The following is an 18,235-nucleotide window of genomic DNA, read 5'->3' on the forward strand; positions in this document are numbered from 1 at the left end:
TAAAGGCCGCGTAACGGGCCGGCCACCACACAGTCGTCGGGCAGTACTGTCGTCCACGTGAAGGTCACCGTTCTGGTCGGTGGGGTTGGCGGCGCCCGCTTCCTGCTGGGGATTCAACAGTTACTCGGGCTGGGTCAGTTCGCAACGCAACAGCACCCAGACGCGGGAGCCGGCAACCACGAACTTAGCGCAATCGTCAACATCGGCGACGACGCCTGGATTCATGGACTGCGGGTCTGCCCGGACTTGGACACTTGCATGTACACCTTAGGTGGAGGTGTAGACCCCGAGCGCGGGTGGGGTCACCGCGACGAAACCTGGCACGCCAAAGAGGAATTGGCGCGCTACGGCGTGCAGCCGGACTGGTTCGGACTCGGCGACCGCGACATCGCCACCCACCTGGTGCGCACCCAGATGCTGGGCGCCGGCTACCCGCTGTCGCAGATCACCACGGCGCTGTGCGATCGCTGGCAACCCGGTGCCCGGTTGCTGCCGGCCAGTGACGACCGCTGCGAGACGCACGTGGTGATCACCGATCCGGACGACGGCACCCGGCGCGCGATCCACTTCCAGGAGTGGTGGGTGCGCTATCGCGCCGACGTGCCGACACACAGCTTCGCCTCCATCGGAGCCGAAAAGGCCACCGCCACAAGTGAAGCTGTCGCCGCCATCGCCGACGCCGACGTCATCCTGCTGGCGCCGTCCAACCCCGTGGTGAGCGTCGGCGCCATCCTGGCCGTGCCCGGCATTCGCGCGGCGTTGCGCTCGACGACCGCCCCGGTCGTCGGGTACTCGCCGATCATCGGTGGAAAACCCTTGCGCGGCATGGCCGATGCGTGCCTGTCGGTGGTCGGGGTGGACTCCACCGCGGAGGCGGTCGGCCGGCATTACGGGGCGCGCGGTGGCACCGGCATCCTGGATTGCTGGCTGGTGCACGAGGGCGACCACGCGGACATCGATGGCGTCGCGGTGCGCGCCGTGCCGCTGCTGATGACCGACCCGAAAGCGACGGCCGAGATGGTCCGCGCCGGGCTCGACCTCGCGGGCGTGAACCTGTGACCGAACACGGCACCGGCGCGGCGATCGAGATCCTGCCCGTCGCCGGGCTTCCCGAGTTCCGCCCCGGCGACGACCTGAGCGCGACGCTGGCCGCGGCCGCCCCCTGGCTGCGCGACGGCGACGTCGTGGTGGTGACCAGCAAGGTGGTGTCCAAGTGTGAGGGCCGGCTGGTGCCCGCGCCGCAGGACGCCGAGGAGCGCGACCAACTCCGGCGCAAGCTGGTCGAGCAGGAGGCGGTGCGGGTGCTGGCGCGCAAGGGCCGCACCCTGATCACCGAGAACCGCATCGGCCTGATCCAGGCCGCCGCGGGCGTGGACGGATCCAACGTGGGCCGCGACGAACTCGCGCTGCTGCCGGTCGACCCCGACGGCAGCGCCGCGGCGCTGCGCGCCGGCCTGGCCGAACGACTGGGGGTCGACGTCGCGGTGGTCATCACCGACACGATGGGCCGCGCCTGGCGCAACGGCCAGATCGACGCGGCGGTGGGGTCGGCCGGTATGGCTGTGCTGCACGGCTATTCGGGGAGCGTCGACCGCCACGGCAACGAACTGGTGGTCACCGAGATCGCGGTCGCCGACGAGGTCGCCGCGGCGGCCGATCTGGTGAAGGGCAAATTGACCGCCATGCCGGTGGCGGTGGTGCGCGGCCTTGCCGTGTCCGACGACGGCTCGACCGCGCGGCGACTGCTGCGGCCCGGCGAGGAAGACCTGTTCTGGCTCGGCACCGCCGAGGCCCTCGACGCGGGCCGCCGGCAGGCGCAGCTGTTGCGCCGATCGGTGCGCCGGTTCAGCGCCGAGCCGGTGGCGCCCGAGCTGATCGAAGCCGCCGTCGCCGAGGCCCTCACCGCCCCCGCCCCGCACCACACCCGGCCGGTCCGGTTCGTCTGGCTGCGCACGGACGGTGTGCGGCCGCGGCTGCTGGACCGCATGAAAGACAAGTGGCGCGCCGACCTCGCCGGCGACGGCAGGCCCGCCGACTCGGTGGAACGCCGGGTGGCGCGCGGCCAGATCCTCTACGACGCACCCGAGGTCGTCATCCCGATGCTCGTTCCCGAAGGCGCGCACGCGTATCCCGACGCCGCCCGCACCGACGCCGAGCACACCATGTTCACCGTGGCGGTCGGGGCGGCCGTGCAGGCCCTGTTGGTGGCGCTGGCCGTGCGCGGGGTGGGCAGCTGCTGGATCGGCTCGACGATCTTCGCCGCCGACCTGGTGCGCGCGGAGCTGGAGTTGCCCGCCGACTGGGAGCCGCTGGGCGCAGTCGCGATCGGCTACCCCGAAGAACCCGCCGGGCCGCGCGACCCGGCGGACGCCGGGGATTTGTTGATCCGCAAGTGATACTTGCCGAATGAAGATGTTCGCGGGCAAGGCGGCGGCCTCCGCCGAGAAGGCCCGCGGCGGCTACTACACGCCGGCGGCGGTGGCCCGGTTCCTCGCCCGCTGGGTGCGCGAAGCCGGACCGCGCGTGCTGGAACCCTCCTGCGGCGACGGCGCCATCCTGCGCGAGCTGGCCGCCCTCGGCGGGCGGATCCACGGCGTCGAGCTCGTCGCCGAAGAGGCGGCCACGGCACGGCAATTCGCTCCCGTCGACACCGCGAACCTGTTCACCTGGCTCGCCACCACCGAGCCCGGCGGCTGGGACGGGGTCGCGGGCAATCCGCCCTACATCCGATTCGGCAACTGGGCGGCCGAGCAGCGCGCCCCCGCGCTGGAGCTGATGCGGCGCGCGGGCCTGCGGCCCACCCGGCTGACCAACGCCTGGGTTCCCTTCGTGGTGGCGAGCTCGATGCTGGTGCGCGACGGCGGCCGGGTGGGACTGGTGCTGCCCGCCGAGCTGCTTCAGGTCACCTACGCCGCGCAGCTGCGCGAGTTCCTGCTGAGCCGATTCAGCGACATCACGCTGGTGACGTTCCGGCGGTTGGTGTTCGACCGCATCCTGCAGGAGGTCGTGTTGTTCTGCGCGATCGCCGGTCGCGGGCCCGCCCGGGTCCGCACGGTCGACCTGGCCGACGCCGATGCGCTCGCGGATGCCGACCTCGGTGTCGAATCGGCGCCCGCGCTGCTGCACGAGAACGAGAAGTGGACCACCTACTTCCTGGACCCGGCCGCGATCCGGCTGCTGCGCACGCTCAAGGCGTCGGCGGCCATGACCCGGCTGGGGTCGGTCGCCGAGGTCGACGTGGGCATCGTGACGGGACGCAACAGCTTCTTCACGTTCACCGACGCGCAGGCCCGCGCACTCGGGCTGCTGCCCCACTGCGTCCCGCTCGTCTCGCGCAGCGCACAGTTGTCCGGCCTGTTCTACGACACCGATTGCCGGGCGGGCGATGTCGCCGCCGGGCACCGCGGCTGGCTGCTCAACGCGCCGTGCGAGCCGGCCGACGCCGCCCTGGCCGCGCACATCGACGCCGGTGCGGCCGCCGGGGTGGACCGCGGTTACAAGTGCTCGATCCGCAAGCCGTGGTGGACCACGCCCTCGCTGTGGATGCCCGACCTGTTCCTGCTGCGCCAGATCCACCTGACGCCGCGGCTGACCGTCAACGCCGCCGCGGCGACCAGCACCGACACGGTGCACCGGGTCCGGCTCGCCGCCGGGGTGGACGCCCAGACTGACCCGGCCGCGCTGGCCGCGGTGTTCCACAACAGCGTGACGTTCGCCTTCGCCGAAATCCTCGGCCGCAGTTACGGCGGGGGCATCTTGGAGCTGGAGCCCCGGGAAGCCGAGCAGCTGCCCATCCCCCCGCCGGCGCTCGCCGGCCCCGGGCTGCCCGGTGACGTCGATCTGCTGTTGAAGGCCAACGAGATCGACAAGGCGCTCGACCTCGTCGACCGCCACGTCCTGATCGACGGGCTGGGGCTCGCGCCGGGAGCGGTGACGCGGTGCCGCGCGGCCTGGGTCTCGCTGCGGGATCGCCGGACGCGGCGGGGTTCTCGGTGAGCGTCCGGGACTCGGCGATCTCGCTGCTGTCCGACTGGCAGGCCCCGGATCCGGCGCAGGATGCGTTGCGGCACGCCGTCCTGGCCTTCGTGCTCGCCCGTCCCGACGCCTGCCGCCGGGCGTGCGTGCCGGGCCATGTCACCGCCTCGGCGCTGGTGGTCGACCACACCGGTTCGCAGGTGCTGCTCACCCTGCACCCCCGCGTGGGCCGCTGGGTGCAGCTGGGCGGCCACTGCGACGACGACGACGGCGACGTCGTCGCCGCGGCGCTGCGCGAGGCCACCGAGGAGTCCGGCGTCGACGGGTTGCGCATCGAGCCAGCGCTGGCCGCCATCCACGTCCACCCGGTCACCTGCTCGTTGGGCGTGCCCACCCGCCACCTGGATCTGCAGTTCGTCGCGCACGCGCCGGCCGGCGCGCGGATCGCGATCAGCGACGAGTCGGAGGACCTGCGGTGGTGGCCCGCCGACGCGCTGCCCGACGGCGCCGACCACGCGCTGGCGTATTTGGTGGGGCGTGCGTCCCGCGGAATCAACTAACCACCATCGGTCGTGCGCGCTAACTCGGAGCGGGGCGCGACCGGGAGGTCATGCCACATGCGCTCTCTCTTGGTGCGCAGGTATCGCACGTTGTGCGGGGTTTCTGCGACGGGCAGCGCCACCCGAGCCGTGATGTGCAGCCCGTATCCGTCGATGCCGCCGTACTTGGCCGGGTTATTGGTGATGAGGCGCAGTCGAAAAATACCGAGGTCGGTCAGTATCTGTGCGCCGACGCCGTAACTGCGGGAGTCGACCGGAAGACCCAGGGCGAGGTTGGCGTCCACGGTGTCGAGGCCTTCCTCTTGCAGCGCGTACGCCCGCATCTTGTGCCCGAGGCCAATCCCCCGGCCCTCGTGTCCGCGTAAGTAGACCAACGCACCGACCCCTTCGGCCGCGATCGCGTGGAGGGACTTCTCGAGTTGCGCGCCGCAGTCACAGCGCAGCGATCCGACGATGTCGCCGGTCAGGCACTCCGAATGCACCCGCACCAGGGTCCCTTCCGCGGACTGACCGGCGGCAGCGACGTCGCCCATCACCAGGGCGAGGTGCTCCGCGCCGTCGAGAACGTTGCGATAGGCCAGCGCGCGGAATTCGCCGAACTCGGTCGGCATCCGTGATGCGCCGATCAACTCGACGAGTCGTTCGGTCCGCCGCCGATGCCGAATCAGGTCGGCGATCGTCAGCAGCGGAAGATCATGTTCTGCAGCGAAATTGCGCAGTGACTCGCCGTGACGCATCGACCCGTCGTCGTCGATCAATTCTCCGATCACCCCAACGCCGGAGAATCCGGCCATTCTCGTCAAGTCGACGGCGGCTTCGGTGTGCCCCGCGCGCACCAGAACCCCGCCGGCTCGCGCACGCAACGGGAAGACGTGGCCGGGCCGCCTGAGGTCCGTGTTTACGGTCGACGGGTCAGCCAGGGAGCGCAGGGTCCGGGCGCGGTCGTCGGCTGAGACTCCGGTTCCGGTCGACGTGTGGTCGACCGTGACCGTGAAAGCAGTGCCGTGCGGGTCGTGGTTGTCGTCGACCATGAGAGGCAAGCGCAACGCGTCGGCACGCTCGGCAGTCATCGGCGCGCAGATGATGCCGGTGGTGTGCCGGATAAGGAAGGCCATCTGCTCGGCGCCGACCTGCTCCGCCGCACAGACGAGGTCGCCCTCGTTTTCTCGATCGAGGTCGTCGGCCACCACGACGATCCGCCCCCGCGCGAGGGCGGCGACCGCCCGCTGCACGGATTGAGAGGCCCTGCTCATGGCGTCGCTCCTTGACTGTTGTGCGCACTCCCGGACTCGCATGTCGGGTGTCACATCGCTGTTGCCCCGCCGTCGACGAACATCGCGGTTCCCGTGACGAAGGAGGCTTCGTCGCTGGCGAGGAACAGCGCGGCCGCGGCGACCTCCTCGGGGCGGCCCAGGCGACCGGTCAGATGCTGGGCCTTCATTCCCTCGAGGACGGCGTCTTGCTGGTCTTCGGGAAGCGAGGCGACGAAGCTTCGCGGCATCGGCGTATCAATGAGCCCGGGAACGAGGGCGTTGACCCGGATGCCGGGAGCAAGGTCGACGGCAGCGACTCGGGACAGCATGATGATCCCGGCTTTGGCGGCCCCGTAAATCGACATGTTCGGTATCGCAACGACTCCCCCAGCCGATGACGTGTTCACGATCGCGCCTCCGGGGTTGGTCATTTTGGGGGCAAACACCCGCATCATGAGGAACACGGACCTGGAGTTGACGTCGTGGACTCGATCCCAGTCCTCGACGGAGGACTGAAGAATGTGCTTTCCGAGGATGACACCGGCGTTGTTGTAGAGGATGTCGACACTGCGGCCGTCAGCGACCGTCGCGGCAAGGTCGTTGACCTGCTCTTCTGATGACACGTCCACGGTGCGGAACTGGAAGTCGTAACCGCCGCCCCGCAGTTCTCGTTCGAGCTCTTCGCCCGCGTCGCGGCTGATGTCGACGCCGACCACGGACGCTCCTTCACCGCAGAACATGCGGCACGCCGCGCGGCCGACTCCGCCGGTGGCGCCGGTGATCACCGCGTACTTGTTGTCAAGCCGTCCCATCGCGTCGCTCATCGGTCAGCGCGCAATCCCGCTTGCCGAAGCAGCGGCATGACGGTGTCGTCGAAGTGCGCGAGCTCCGCTGCATAGTCGAGGAATCCCAACGTCATTCCCGAGATTCCCGCTTTCTCGATCTCGATGAAGCGGTCCACGATTTGTTCCGGTGTTCCAACGAACGGCGCCCCGCCATAACCAGTGATGAAGCGATCCACGGCCGCCTTGGCGATCAGGTGATCGAACGAGCCGCTTTGCAGGCCGAGGGTCTGCATCAAGTTCTGCGCGGCCTCGCGGTCTCCGTTGTCGAGAATGGATTGCAGCGCCCGCTTGGCCTCTTTTTCGGAGTCCCGGCATACGACGTAGGCGCCGGAGAAGACCAACGGTTGCCGGCCGTACTTCTGGTAAGCGTTGTTTTTGAAGTCGCCCACCGTGGCGGCCGCACTTTCCGGGTCGTCGACGGCAATGAAGCTGATGTCGGCGTTGCGTGCGGCGAAGTCGCTGCCGGCCGGCGATGCGCCGGCGTTCATGATCACCGGGTGCGGCTTCTGCACGGGCTTGGGCCAGGATTGCGCATCGTTGACGGTGTAGAAGTCACCCGCGTAGGAGAACGGTTCCTCTTGGGTCCAAAGCCGTTTGACGATCTCGAGCCACTCCTCGCCCACCTTGTAGCGCTCGTCGTGCTCGCGCAGCGTCGAGCCGAACATCTCCATTTCGGGCTTGAACCAGCCCATGACGAGGTTCAGGCCGAAGCGTCCGTGGGAGATGTGGTCGATGGTCGCGGCTTGTTTGGCGGCGACGATCGGATGGACGACGGGGACGTGCGACGTGGCAAAAACCATGATGCGTTCGGTGGCTTGGGCGAGGCCGGCCGCCCACGTGTAGGTCTCGAAGCTTGCACCGTTGAAGTTGGTCGGACCACCGAAGCCGCGCCAGCGTCCAAGCGGAATGAGCATGTCGAAACCCATGGCATCGCACCGCTGCGCGAGGCCGACGGTGTGGTCCCAACTCAGTTCGAAGGACGTGGGCGCCTGGCTCAGGCTCACACCGGAGCTCACGTTGGTGGCGAATGTCCCCAATTTGAGCTTGTTGCTGTCGTCGTACAGGGGAAGGTGTGACCTCGCTTCGGCGACGTCGGGGACAGCGAGGTCGGACATGGCGAATCTCCTTCTATGCTCTGCGGCTTATGTTTTGGACGCTTAGGTAGTGACTTGTCCAGGTTGCGCGTGCTCACTGCCGAGGTGGCCGACGTACCCCAGGCGCCGAGATATGGAGACTCCGGCGGTGGTGATCACCGGGCCGAACGCGGCGGCGGCCGCCGACGTGAGGCGAAATGCCGGCCCCCCCACCGCGATTGCCGCGGCGATGTCGCCGGCGGAATCGAAAATGGGTGCCGCGATGGAGCTCAGCCCTGGCTCGCGCTCCTCGGCGGTGTACGAATAGCCCTCTCGGCGAACGACCTCGAGCTCGCGCTTCAGCGCGTCGGCGTCGGTTGTCGTCGCCTCGGTGTACCGCGTCAGCCCGGCGCTCAGGGCCGCGTTCAGCGCTTCGCGCTCGAATGCCATGAACGTCTTTCCCGCCGCGCCGGCATGTAGGGGCATCACCTGGCCGACGTAGCCGTTGTAGATGATCGATTGTTCCGACAGGGCGACGGCGACACCGACGCGCACCGCCCCTTGACGCACGTAGATCCCGGTGGTCTCGCCGGTCAGATCGCGGACGTGCTCGATGACCGGGGCGGCGGCGACGATGAGCTCCGAGGCCGCCTCGGCGGGGGCGGCCCACACCAGGACCCGCAGTCCGAGGCGGTACTCGTTGCCATCGCGCTCGAGCAAACGCTGCGAGACAAGGTTTTTCACGATCCGGGCCGCCGTTGTGGCCGGAAGACCGGTGCGCTCGCGGATGTCGCCAATCTGTAGCCGCGGCCGCTGCCTGGTGAAGCAGTCGAGCACCAAGCAGACCCGTTCGATCACCCGCACCGAGCCTTCGTCGGGCACGTACACCTCCCGGCTAGAACCGCTGTATGGTTTTCAAAACCATCTGATGGTTTGTGACCATAGTCACCGCCCGCCTCGGGTGTCAAGGATCCAGTGGCGTCACCGCGCTTACTGCCAGTCGATCGAGCCCGAACGAATCTGTGCGACAAGATGATTCATCTCGCCGGCGACAAGCCGGGCCGGGTGCATGTCCAGGTGGGTGAACTGACCGACCAATTCCAGGCTGACGACGCCATGGATACGGGCCCACGCCACCGTCGCCAGCAGCAGGGCCCGATCGTCCGGAGTCGGCTCACCGAGCAGCTCGGCGGCGATGCCGGCGAGGACATTGAGCGGGCGGAACGCCTCGGCGACGGTGTCCATCGGCGCCCGATAACCGGGTATCGGCGTGCCGAATAGCAGCAGGTAACGCTGCGGCTCTTCCCTGGCCCAGCTGCGCACGGCGCCGGCCACCGCCTGGAGCCGGTCGGCGGCCGACCGCCCCGCGCCGCGCCCTGCCGCCCCTTCGACGGTGCGCGTCAGGTCCGCGTATCCATCGCGAATCAGTGCGGTTATCAACGCATCCCGATTGGAGAAATATCGGTAGAGCGCCGGTCCGGTCATTCCCATCTGCTTGGCGATGGCGCTCATCGAAATTCCGGCGCTTCCCGACTCGGCAAGCTGACGCATTGCGATCCGCTTGATCTCGTCCGTCGCTTCCCGGCGGTAACGCTCTCGTCGGCTCGCTGGCGGTTGCGACATCGCTCTCTTCTCGTCGACGGTGATAACACGCTACTCTAGTAATAGGTCATAACTATAGTTATTGGATATTACGTTAGAGCTATCTGGAGGCGCGGTGAGCGGTACGGCAGTGGTGTTCGGGGCCGGCAGCGGGCTCGGCGGGGAGATCGCACGCCAGTACGCAGCACAAGGCCGCCCCGTGCGGGGCGTAACCCGCTCCGGGACTGGCATCCCGGAGGGAGTCGAGAATCACCGTGCCGACCTGCTGAACCGGTCCGCGGCAATTGCCGCCTGCCGGAAGGCGTCGGTCATTCATCTGGCTGCCAACGTGGCCTACCCCGACTGGCTCAGCACGTTCCCCGTCATGGTCGACAACGCCATCGCCGCAGCACAAGACACCGCTGCCAAGCTGGTGTTCACCGACAACCTGTATGCCTACGGGCCCGTTGACGGACGCTTCGACGAGCGGACACCGGAACGGCCCGTCGGCCCGAAGGAGAAACTGCGCGCCCGGTTGGGGCGCTCCCTGCTCGAGGCGCACGCCGATGGCCGGGCGCGGGTGACGATCGGCCGGGTCAGTGACTACTACGGCCCCGAAGCGCGGATGTCCTTGCCCGACGAACTCATCATCGGGCCGTTGTCACGGGGTCGGAATCCGATCTGGTTCGCGCCGCTGAACCTGCCGCACACGTTCGCCTACTCCGTCGACACCGCCAAAGCGCTGATCGTGCTTGGCGACGACGAGCGTGCCGACGGCCGAATCTGGCACACGCCGGCCGATGTGACGCTGCCGGTTTCGGACTTCGTGGCGCTTGCCGGCAAGGTCGCCGGCCGACCGCTCCGGCCCATCCGGCTGCCCGCCGTGACCACCCACCTCATGGCTCTGTTCGATCGACGACTGCGCGGTTACTCCGAACTCGAGCATCAGCGGACAAGACCCTGGGTCGTCGACCACTCCGCCTTCGACCACACCTTCGGGCCCCTGCCCGTGACGCGCCACGAGGAGGCCATCCGGCGAACCATCGAGTGGTATCGCGGCGCCGCGCGATGAGCTCGGGGCCTCAGACGTCGGACGAATAGCGGATGCCGCCGTCGGGAATCGACACCCCCGGCCACACGCGGGCGCCGCGCAGCAACTCGCAGCGCGCGCCGATGTCGGCGCCGTCGCCGATCACGCCGTCGCGGATCAGCGCGCGCGGACCGATGCGCGCACCGAAGCCGATGATGGAGCGCTCGATCACGCTGCCCGCTTCGACCTTGACGCCGTCGAAGATCACGGCGCCGTCCAGCCGGACGCCGGGTCCGATCTCGGCGCCCCTTCCGACGACGGTTCCGCCGACCAGCACCGCGCCCGGCGACACCGCCGCGCCGTCGTGCACCAGCTGCTCGCCGCGGTGGCCGTGCAGGGCTGGCGACGGCGCGATGCCGCGCACCAGGTCCGCCGATCCCCGGACGAAGTCCTCCGGTGTCCCCATGTCCCGCCAGTAGGTGGCGTCGACGTAGCCGCACACCTTGACGTCCGGATCGGCGAGCAATGCGGGGAACACCTCGCGCTCGACCGACACCTCGCGCCCGCGCGGGATGCGGTCGATGATGTCGCGCGCGAACACGTAGGTGCCGGCGTTGATCTGATCGGTCGGCGGATCCTGCGTCTTCTCCAAGAAGGCGGTGACCCGGCCGGTTTCGTCGGTGGTCACGCAGCCGAAGGCCCGCGGGTCGCCCACCCGGACCAGGTGCAGGGTGACGTCCGCCCGGTTGCTGCGATGGAAGTCGAGCATCTGGCCCAGGTCGGCACCCGACAGGACGTCGCCGTTGAACACCATCACGGTGTCGTGGCGCAGGTGGTCGGCGACGTTGGCGATGCCCCCGCCGGTCCCCAGCGGCCGGTCCTCGGTGACGTATTCGATCTGCAGGCCCAGCTTGGACCCGTCGCCGAACTCGGCCTCGAACACGGCGGCCTGATACGAGGTGCTCAGGATGACGTGCTCGATGCCCGCTGCGGCGACGCGCGACAGCAAGTGCGTCAGGAACGGCAACCCGGCGGTGGGCAGCATGGGCTTGGGTGCCGACAGCGTCAGCGGCCGAAGCCGGGTGCCCTTGCCGCCGACGAGGATCACGGCATCGACTTGTGGGTTAGCCATCTGCGCGCCGCCCTTCCGCCAGTTTCCGTCTCCGAGTGCGCAGCGCCCCACGCACCATCAGGCGGGAACGCAGCGCCAGCGCGGCCCGCAGCGCCCAGCGCAGCGGCGCCAGCCACCACCCCGAATGCCGGTCGGCCAGGAACATATAGGTGCTCTTGTGGTGGGCCGCCAGGTGGCTCGCCGGGTCGTCCCCGGTGGAGTGCCCCTTGTGGTGCAGGACCTCGGCCGACGGCACGTAGACACTCAGCCAGCCGGCCCGGCCGAGCCGGTCCCCGAGGTCGACGTCTTCCATGTACATGAAGTAACGCTCGTCGAACCCGCCGACCTGGGCGAAGGCGGACCGGCGGACCAGCAGGCACGACCCGGACAGCCAGCCGACCGGGCGTTCGGTGGGCTCCAGCCGCTCCTGGCGGTAGGCCGCCGTCCAGGGGTTGCGCTTCCAGATGGGCCCGATGACGGCATGCATGCTGCCGCGGACCAGGCTCGGCAGGTGGCGCGCCGACGGGTACACCGAACCGTCGGGATCACGGATGAGCGGGCCCAGCGCCCCGGCGCGCGGCCACCGCGTGGCGGCCTCCAGCAGCGCGTCGATGCTGCCCGGCCCCCACTGCACGTCCGGGTTGGCCACGATCACCCAGTCGTCGTCGACGTCCGGCGTCTCGGCGAGCTGGGCGACCGCGCGGTTGACCGCGGTCCCGTAGCCGAGATTGGCCCCGGTGTGGAACAGCCGCACGTTGGGGTAGCGCTCGACCGCGGCCTGCGGGGTCCCGTCGGTGGAGCCGTTGTCGGCCATCACCACGCACACGGGCCGCTCGGTGGCCAGCGACAACGAGGCCAGGAATCGCTCGAGGTGTGGGCCCGGTGAGTAGGTCACCGTCACGACCGGCAGGACGTCAGTCACGCGTAGAGGGTAACGGTCGATCGGCGGCGGCCAGCGCCGCGACAAGTGCGGCGCGCCACGGCCTTAACGGCCGCAGGCCCGCCGCGGCGGACTCCCGCCCCGACAGCGCGGAGTAGCTGGGGCGCGGCGCGGGGCGGGGAAACTCGGCGGTGCTGACCGGCTGCACCCGGGCCGGGTCGGCGCCGCACTCGGAGAAGATCGCCCGGGTCTGCTCGAAGCGGGACACCGCGCCCTCGTTGGCGGCGTGCAGAATGGGCCCGGGCACGTGATCGTCGGCGACCTGCAGCAGCGCGGCCGCCAGGTCGCCCACGTAGGTCGGCGACCCGACCTGGTCATCGACCACCCGCACCGGGCCGTCCCCCGCGGCCAGCCGGCGCATCACGGCGACGAAGTCCTTGCCGTCACCGCCGGTGTAGACCCAGGCGGTCCGGACGATGACGGCCTCCGGCAGCGCCGCCAGCACGGCCTCCTCCCCGGCCAGCTTGCTGCGGCCGTACACGCTCTGCGGGGCGGGTTGGTCGCTGGGCTCGTACGGGTGCGGCGGCGCGCCGCCGAAGTCACCGTCGAAGACGTAGTCCGTGGAGACGTGGATGAACCGGGCGCCGGCGCGCGCGCAGGCCCGGGCGATGTTCTCGGGGCCGGTGGCGTTGACGGCGTAGGCGCCGGCCTCGTCGCTCTCGGCGCCGTCGACGTCGGTATAGGCCGCGCAGTTGATCACCACGTCGCCGCGCTGGACGACGCGCTCGGCGGCGGCGGGGTCGGTGATGTCCCACTGCGACGACGTCAGCGCCAGGACGTCGCGGTCCTTACCGGCCGCCAGCGAGCGCAAAAACCCACCCAGCTGGCCCCCGGCACCGGCGATCACGATCCTGCTCGACATGGTCTGAGTCTGGCATGCCCGGGAAAGCGCGGGCGAACGCCGGGGCGCGCGGTGCTTCGCTACCCGCGAAGCGTGTGGGTCGCAAGTAATCTAATGGGATGGGAGTGCATCGTGTGATTCGTGTGATTGCGACCGCGCTCACGCTCGCGGTCGTGCTCGGCACCGGGCTCGCGTGGAGCAACGTCCGGTCGTTCGAGGACGGCATCTTTCACATGTCCGCACCTTCGCTGGGCAAGGGCGGCGACGACGGCGCGATCGACATCCTGCTGGTCGGCCTCGACAGCCGCACCGACGCGCACGGCAACCCCTTGTCTCAAGAGGAACTGGCCACCCTGCGGGCCGGCGACGAGGAAGCGACCAACACCGACACGATCATCCTGATCCGCATCCCCAACAACGGGAAGTCGGCGACCGCCATCTCGATCCCCCGTGACTCCTACGTCGCGGCCCCCGGGCTGGGCAAGACGAAGATCAACGGCGTCTACGGCCAGACCCGCGAGGCCAAGCGCACCAGCCTGGTCAAGGCCGGCGACTCCGCCGAGGACGCGGCGGCGCAAGGCACCGAGGCCGGGCGCGAGGCCCTGATCAAGACCGTCGCCGACCTCACCGGCGTCACCGTCGACCACTATGCCGAGATCGGCCTGCTGGGTTTCTCCTTGATCACCGACGCGCTCGGCGGCGTGGACGTCTGCCTCAAAGAGCCGGTGTTCGAACCGCTTTCGGGTGCCGACTTCCCGGCCGGACCGCAGCGGCTCGACGGGCCCGAGGCACTCAGCTTCGTCCGCCAGCGCCACGAGTTGCCGCGCGGCGACCTCGACCGGGTGGTGCGCCAGCAGGTGGTGATGGCCTCGCTGGCCCACCGCGTCATCTCCGGCAAGACGCTGTCCAGCCCCACGACGCTCAAACGGCTGGAGGCGGCCGTGCAGCGCTCGGTGGTGATCTCGCAGGGTTGGGACGTCATGGATTTCGTCCAGCAGATGCAGAAACTGGCCGGCGGCAACGTCGCGTTCGCCACCATCCCGGTGCTGGACGGGGCCGGCTGGAGCGACGACGGGATGCAGAGCGTGGTGCGGGTGGACCCGCATCAGGTCCAGGACTGGGTCAACGGGCTGTTGCACGACCAGGAGCAGGGTAAGACCGAGGAGATCGCCTACACCCCGGCGAAGACCACCGCCAGCGTGGTCAACGACACCGACATCAACGGCCTGGCGTCGGCGGTATCCCAGGTGTTGACCGCCAAGGGATTCGGTGCGGGCACGGTCGGCAACAACGACGGCGGCCACGTCAAGGGCAGCCAGGTGCGGGCGGCCAAGACCGACGACCTCGGCGCCCAGGAGGTGTCCAAGGAGCTGGGCGGGTTGCCGGTGGTCGCCGACCCGTCCGTCGCGGCGGGCTCGGTGCGGGTGGTGCTCGGCAACGACTACAGCGGCCCCGGCTCGGGGCTGTCCGGCACCGGGACGGTGATGCCCGCCAAGGTGTCCAACGTCGGCGCGGTGGCACCCGACCCGAACGTCCCGGCGCCCTCGCCGATCCTGACCGCCGGTTCCGACAAGCCCGAGTGCATCAACTGAGCACGCTGTCCGGGGCGATCCTCGAGCCGATGCTGCGGGCCGACCCGGTCGGCCCGCGCATCACCTACTACGACGACGCGACCGGCGAGCGGATCGAGTTGTCCGCAGCGACGCTGGCCAACTGGGCGGCCAAGACCGGCAACCTGTTGCGCGACGAACTGGGCGCCGGGCCGGGCAGCCGGGTCGCGATCCTGCTGCCCGCGCACTGGCAGACCGCGGCCGCGCTGTTCGGGGTGTGGTGGATCGGCGCGGAGGCGGTGTTCGCGGGGCCTTCCGACGTGGCGCTGTGCACCGCCGAACGGCTCGACGAGGCGGACGCCGCCGTGGCGGCATCGGGGGGTGAGGTGGCAGTGCTCTCGCTGGACCCCTTCGGCCGCCCGGCCCCCGACCTGCCGATCGGCGTCACCGACTACGCCACGGCCGTCCGGGTGCACGGCGACCAGATCGTCGCCGAACGCCATCCCGGCCCCGCGCTCGCCGGCCGATCGGTCGACGAGGTGCTGGCCGATTGCCGGACATCGGCCGCGGCAAGGGATTTGACGGCCGCCGACCGGGTCCTCTCCACCGCCGCGTGGTCCGGACCCGCGGAGCTGATGGAAGGGCTGCTGGCGATCCTGGCCGTCGGCGCGTCGCTGGTGCAGGTGGCCAATCCCGACCCGTCGGCGCTGCCGCGCAGGATCAAGACCGAAAAGGTCACCCGGGTGCTGTAGGCCCGCGCACCCGCCCCGATTCATATTGATATCGCAATATTTCGATGTTAACGTCGAGCGAGCATCAGCTGACGCTGCGACGACGAGGAGGTCCGGGCAATGGCGGGATACGCGCTCTTGGCAAAGGCGGCATCGACGGTGGTGACCGGCCTCGTCGGCGTGACGGCCTACGAGGTGGTGCGCAAGGCCGTGGCCAAGGCCCCCCTGCACGAGACCGCGGTGTCGGCCGCCGAGCTAGGGCTGCGCGGGACCCGCAAGGCCGAGGAGGCCGCCGAGTCGGCCCGGCTCAAGATCGCCGACGTGATGGCCGAGGCCCGCGAACGCATCGGCGAGGAAGCCCCCACCCCGTCCATCGCCGACGCCCACCAGCACGACCACTGATCGCGCGGGCATGTCCGTCGACACCGCCGCCCTCCCCGACCTGACCACGGAAGACCCTGCGCTGCAGATCATTTCGGATGCCGCCGGGCGCATGCGCGTTTCCGTCGCGTGGCTGCGCTGCGACTCCCGGCGCGCGGTCGCGATCGAGGAGTCCGTCGCCCAGCAGGACGGCGTGCGCGTGGTGCACGCCTACCCGCGGACCGGATCCGTCGTCGTCTGGTATTCGCCGCGGCGCTGCGACCGCTCCGCGGTGCTGGCCGCGATCGGCTCCGCCGCGCACGTCGCCGCCGAGCTGATCCCGGCACGCGCGCCGCATTCGTCGGAGATCCGCAACACCGACGTGTTGCGGATGGTGGTCGGCGGTGTGGCGCTGGCGTTGCTCGGCGTGCGCCGCTACGTGTTCGCCCGGCCGCCGCTGCTCGGCCCGAACGGCCGGATCCTGGCCACCGGTGTCACCGTCTTCACCGGCTACCCGTTCCTGCGCGGCGCGCTGCGCTCGCTGCGGTCGGGCCGCGCCGGCACCGACGCTCTGGTATCGGCGGCGACGGTGGCCAGCCTGGTGCTGCGCGAGAACGTGGTGGCGCTCACCGTGCTGTGGCTGCTCAACATCGGCGAATACCTGCAAGACCTCACCCTGCGACGGACCCGGCGGGCCATCTCCGAACTGCTGCGCGGCAGCCAGGACACGGCGTGGATCCGGCTGCCCGACCAGGCCGAGGTTCAGGTGCCGATCGACAGCGTGCAGATCGGCGACGAGGTGGTCATCCACGACCACGTCGCGATCCCGGTGGACGGCGAGGTGATCGACGGCGAGGCCATCGTCAACCAGTCCGCGATCACCGGCGAGAACCTGCCCGTCTCCGTCCTGGTCGGCGCGCACGTGCACGCCGGGTCGGTCGTGGTGCGCGGACGCCTGGTGGTGCGCGCCCAGGCCGTCGGCAACCAGACCGCGATCGGGCGCATCATCAGCCGGGTCGAGGAGGCCCAGCACGACCGGGCGCCCATCCAGACCGTCGGCGAAAACTTCTCCCGCCGTTTCGTTCCCACCTCGTTCGTCGTCTCCGCCCTCACCCTGGCGGTCACCGGCGACGTGCGCCGCGCGATGACCATGCTGCTGATCGCGTGCCCCTGCGCGGTGGGCCTGTCCACCCCGACCGCGATCAGCGCCGCGATCGGCAACGGCGCGCGCCGCGGCATCCTGATCAAGGGCGGCTCGCACCTCGAGCAGGCCGGCAGGGTGGACGCGATCGTCTTCGACAAGACCGGCACGCTGACCGTCGGCCGCCCCGTGGTCACCAATATCATCGCCCTGCACAAGGATTGGGAGCCCGAGCAGGTGCTGGCGTATGCGGCCAGCTCGGAGATCCATTCGCGGCACCCACTGGCCGAGGCGGTGATCCGCTCGACCGAGGAACGCCACATCACCATCCCGCCGCACGAGGAGTGCGAAGTGCTGGTGGGTCTGGGCATGCGGACCTGGGCCGACGGCCGCACCCTGCTGCTCGGCAGTCCCGGGCTGCTGCGCGCCGAAAAGGTGCGGGTGTCCAAGAAGGCGTCGGAGTGGGTGGACAGGCTGCGGCGCCAGGCGGAGACCCCGCTGCTGCTCGCGGTCGACGGCAAGCTGGTGGGGCTGATCAGCCTGCGCGACGAGGTGCGCCCCGAGGCCGTCGATGTGCTGAAGGAGCTGCGGGACAACGGTATTCGCCGGATAGTCATGCTCACCGGCGACCACCCGGACATCGCCGAGGTGGTGGCCGAGGAGCTGGGCATCGACGAGTGGCGCGCCGAGGTGATGCCCGAGGACAAGCTCGAGGTGGTCCGCGGGCTGCAGGACGAGGGCTACCTGGTCGGCATGGTCGGCGACGGCATCAACGACGCGCCGGCGCTGGCCGCGGCCGACATCGGGATCGCCATGGGCCTGGCCGGGACCGACGTCGCCGTCGAGACCGCCGACGTGGCGCTGGCCAACGACGACCTGCGCCGCCTGCTCGACGTGCGCGATCTCGGCGCCCGCGCCGTCGACGTCATCCGGGAGAACTACGGCATGTCGATCGCGGTCAACGCCGCGGGCCTGATCATCGGCGCCGGCGGGGCGCTGTCCCCCGTGCTCGCCGCGATCCTGCACAACGCCTCGTCGGTCGCGGTGGTGGCCAACAGCTCCCGGTTGATCCGGTATCGCCTTTAACCGCCGCGAAACTGCAACTGGCGACGGCATTACTCGGCGAACGCGTCGCGGAATGCAGTTTCGCGACGAAAACCGGTGTAACACCACCGTGTCAAGCCTGGCTGGTCAGCACCCGCTTGAGCACCTTGCCGCCCGCGTTGCGGGGCAGTGCGTCGACG

The 18,235-nt window shown here is 69.8% G+C and carries 17 protein-coding genes; 9 read left to right on the top strand and 8 right to left on the bottom strand.

Annotated elements, in window-relative coordinates:
- Nucleotides 1–57 precede the first annotated feature (57 nt).
- Genes cofD through A5713_RS06145 form a run of 4 tightly spaced genes read left to right on the top strand, consistent with a single transcriptional unit; the run spans nucleotide 58 to nucleotide 4,535 of the window.
- Nucleotides 58–1,059: a 2-phospho-L-lactate transferase gene (gene cofD, locus A5713_RS06130; protein WP_068093637.1), complete on the top strand. Its 1,002-nt coding sequence runs from the start codon at nucleotides 58–60 to the stop codon at nucleotides 1,057–1,059.
- Entirely contained in the window at nucleotides 1,056–2,396 is a 1,341-nt protein-coding gene (locus A5713_RS06135) for a coenzyme F420-0:L-glutamate ligase (RefSeq protein ID WP_067918270.1), read from the top strand. Before cofD ends, A5713_RS06135 begins: the two co-directional genes overlap by 4 nt.
- 10 nt (nucleotides 2,397–2,406) lie before the next feature.
- Entirely contained in the window at nucleotides 2,407–3,996 is a 1,590-nt protein-coding gene (locus A5713_RS06140; protein ID WP_068093640.1) for a class I SAM-dependent methyltransferase, read from the top strand.
- On the top strand, nucleotides 3,993–4,535 hold the full coding sequence (locus A5713_RS06145; protein WP_068093663.1) for an NUDIX hydrolase: 543 nt from the start codon (nucleotides 3,993–3,995) through the stop codon (nucleotides 4,533–4,535). The genes A5713_RS06140 and A5713_RS06145 overlap by 4 nt, the downstream gene beginning before the upstream one ends.
- Here the strand turns inward: A5713_RS06145 and A5713_RS06150 are convergent.
- The 5 genes from A5713_RS06150 to A5713_RS06170 form a co-directional block, all read right to left on the bottom strand.
- A complete protein-coding gene (locus A5713_RS06150; RefSeq protein ID WP_068093643.1) occupies nucleotides 4,532–5,788 on the bottom strand; it encodes a bifunctional 3,4-dihydroxy-2-butanone-4-phosphate synthase/GTP cyclohydrolase II in 1,257 nt (418 codons plus the stop codon). The genes A5713_RS06145 and A5713_RS06150 overlap by 4 nt on opposite strands.
- Before the next feature lie 50 nt (nucleotides 5,789–5,838).
- Nucleotides 5,839–6,600, bottom strand: coding sequence for an SDR family NAD(P)-dependent oxidoreductase (locus tag A5713_RS06155; protein ID WP_068093668.1), 762 nt, complete (start codon nucleotides 6,598–6,600; stop codon nucleotides 5,839–5,841).
- Nucleotides 6,601–6,608: 8 nt separating this feature from the next.
- Nucleotides 6,609–7,748 carry an LLM class flavin-dependent oxidoreductase gene (locus A5713_RS06160; protein ID WP_068093644.1) on the bottom strand — a complete coding sequence of 380 codons (1,140 nt, stop codon included), beginning with the start codon at nucleotides 7,746–7,748 and terminating at the stop codon, nucleotides 6,609–6,611.
- 42 nt (nucleotides 7,749–7,790) lie between these two features.
- The gene (locus A5713_RS06165) at nucleotides 7,791–8,588 is read right to left on the bottom strand and encodes an IclR family transcriptional regulator (RefSeq protein ID WP_068093670.1); all 798 of its coding nucleotides are present in this window, start codon (nucleotides 8,586–8,588) and stop codon (nucleotides 7,791–7,793) included.
- A 108-nt stretch (nucleotides 8,589–8,696) separates the two neighbouring features.
- On the bottom strand, nucleotides 8,697–9,329 hold the full coding sequence (locus A5713_RS06170) for a TetR/AcrR family transcriptional regulator (protein WP_068093647.1): 633 nt from the start codon (nucleotides 9,327–9,329) through the stop codon (nucleotides 8,697–8,699).
- Between the two features lie 94 nt (nucleotides 9,330–9,423).
- On the opposite strand from A5713_RS06170, the gene A5713_RS06175 reads away from it, so the two are divergent.
- Nucleotides 9,424–10,359, top strand: a complete 936-nt coding sequence (locus A5713_RS06175; protein ID WP_158243969.1) for an NAD-dependent epimerase/dehydratase family protein — start codon at nucleotides 9,424–9,426, stop codon at nucleotides 10,357–10,359.
- A gap of 10 nt (nucleotides 10,360–10,369) precedes the next feature.
- On the opposite strand, the gene A5713_RS06180 is transcribed toward A5713_RS06175, so the two are convergent.
- The 3 genes from A5713_RS06180 to rfbD are packed head-to-tail and all read right to left on the bottom strand — an operon-like array spanning nucleotide 10,370 to nucleotide 13,230.
- Complete coding sequence (locus A5713_RS06180) at nucleotides 10,370–11,449, bottom strand: sugar phosphate nucleotidyltransferase (protein ID WP_067918267.1); 1,080 nt, start codon at nucleotides 11,447–11,449, stop codon at nucleotides 10,370–10,372.
- The gene (locus tag A5713_RS06185; protein WP_067918264.1) at nucleotides 11,442–12,350 is read right to left on the bottom strand and encodes a glycosyltransferase family 2 protein; all 909 of its coding nucleotides are present in this window, start codon (nucleotides 12,348–12,350) and stop codon (nucleotides 11,442–11,444) included. The genes A5713_RS06180 and A5713_RS06185 overlap by 8 nt, the downstream gene beginning before the upstream one ends.
- A complete protein-coding gene (gene rfbD / locus A5713_RS06190) occupies nucleotides 12,343–13,230 on the bottom strand; it encodes a dTDP-4-dehydrorhamnose reductase (RefSeq protein WP_068093650.1) in 888 nt (295 codons plus the stop codon). Before rfbD ends, A5713_RS06185 begins: the two co-directional genes overlap by 8 nt.
- Before the next feature lie 98 nt (nucleotides 13,231–13,328).
- On the opposite strand from rfbD, the gene A5713_RS06195 reads away from it, so the two are divergent.
- The 4 genes from A5713_RS06195 (at nucleotide 13,329) to ctpC (ending at nucleotide 18,077) form a co-directional block, all read left to right on the top strand.
- Complete coding sequence (locus A5713_RS06195) at nucleotides 13,329–14,801, top strand: LCP family protein (protein ID WP_068093653.1); 1,473 nt, start codon at nucleotides 13,329–13,331, stop codon at nucleotides 14,799–14,801.
- Nucleotides 14,789–15,511 (top strand): TIGR03089 family protein, encoded by a 723-nt coding sequence (locus A5713_RS06200; RefSeq protein WP_197516309.1) that lies wholly within the window; start codon nucleotides 14,789–14,791, stop codon nucleotides 15,509–15,511. Before A5713_RS06195 ends, A5713_RS06200 begins: the two co-directional genes overlap by 13 nt.
- 99 nt (nucleotides 15,512–15,610) lie before the next feature.
- Nucleotides 15,611–15,892 (top strand): DUF1490 family protein, encoded by a 282-nt coding sequence (locus tag A5713_RS06205; RefSeq protein ID WP_067924953.1) that lies wholly within the window; start codon nucleotides 15,611–15,613, stop codon nucleotides 15,890–15,892.
- A gap of 10 nt (nucleotides 15,893–15,902) precedes the next feature.
- Nucleotides 15,903–18,077: a manganese-exporting P-type ATPase CtpC gene (gene ctpC / locus A5713_RS06210; protein WP_068093657.1), complete on the top strand. Its 2,175-nt coding sequence runs from the start codon at nucleotides 15,903–15,905 to the stop codon at nucleotides 18,075–18,077.
- Nucleotides 18,078–18,235: the final 158 nt, after the last annotated feature.

The sequence above is a fragment of the Mycobacterium sp. E2497 genome (assembly GCF_001668695.1).
In the GTDB taxonomy this organism is placed as follows: Bacteria; Actinomycetota; Actinomycetes; order Mycobacteriales; family Mycobacteriaceae; genus Mycobacterium.

Coding starts and splice junctions, on each gene's coding strand:
- ctpC (WP_068093657.1), top strand. CDS start 15,903: ATGTCCGTCGACACCGCCGCCCTCCCCGACCTGACCACGGAAGACCCT.
- A5713_RS06155 (WP_068093668.1), bottom strand. CDS start 6,600: ATGGGACGGCTTGACAACAAGTACGCGGTGATCACCGGCGCCACCGGC.
- A5713_RS06170 (WP_068093647.1), bottom strand. CDS start 9,329: ATGTCGCAACCGCCAGCGAGCCGACGAGAGCGTTACCGCCGGGAAGCG.
- A5713_RS06140 (WP_068093640.1), top strand. CDS start 2,407: ATGAAGATGTTCGCGGGCAAGGCGGCGGCCTCCGCCGAGAAGGCCCGC.
- A5713_RS06150 (WP_068093643.1), bottom strand. CDS start 5,788: ATGAGCAGGGCCTCTCAATCCGTGCAGCGGGCGGTCGCCGCCCTCGCG.
- rfbD (WP_068093650.1), bottom strand. CDS start 13,230: ATGTCGAGCAGGATCGTGATCGCCGGTGCCGGGGGCCAGCTGGGTGGG.
- A5713_RS06180 (WP_067918267.1), bottom strand. CDS start 11,449: ATGGCTAACCCACAAGTCGATGCCGTGATCCTCGTCGGCGGCAAGGGC.
- A5713_RS06160 (WP_068093644.1), bottom strand. CDS start 7,748: ATGTCCGACCTCGCTGTCCCCGACGTCGCCGAAGCGAGGTCACACCTT.
- A5713_RS06195 (WP_068093653.1), top strand. CDS start 13,329: ATGGGAGTGCATCGTGTGATTCGTGTGATTGCGACCGCGCTCACGCTC.
- A5713_RS06205 (WP_067924953.1), top strand. CDS start 15,611: ATGGCGGGATACGCGCTCTTGGCAAAGGCGGCATCGACGGTGGTGACC.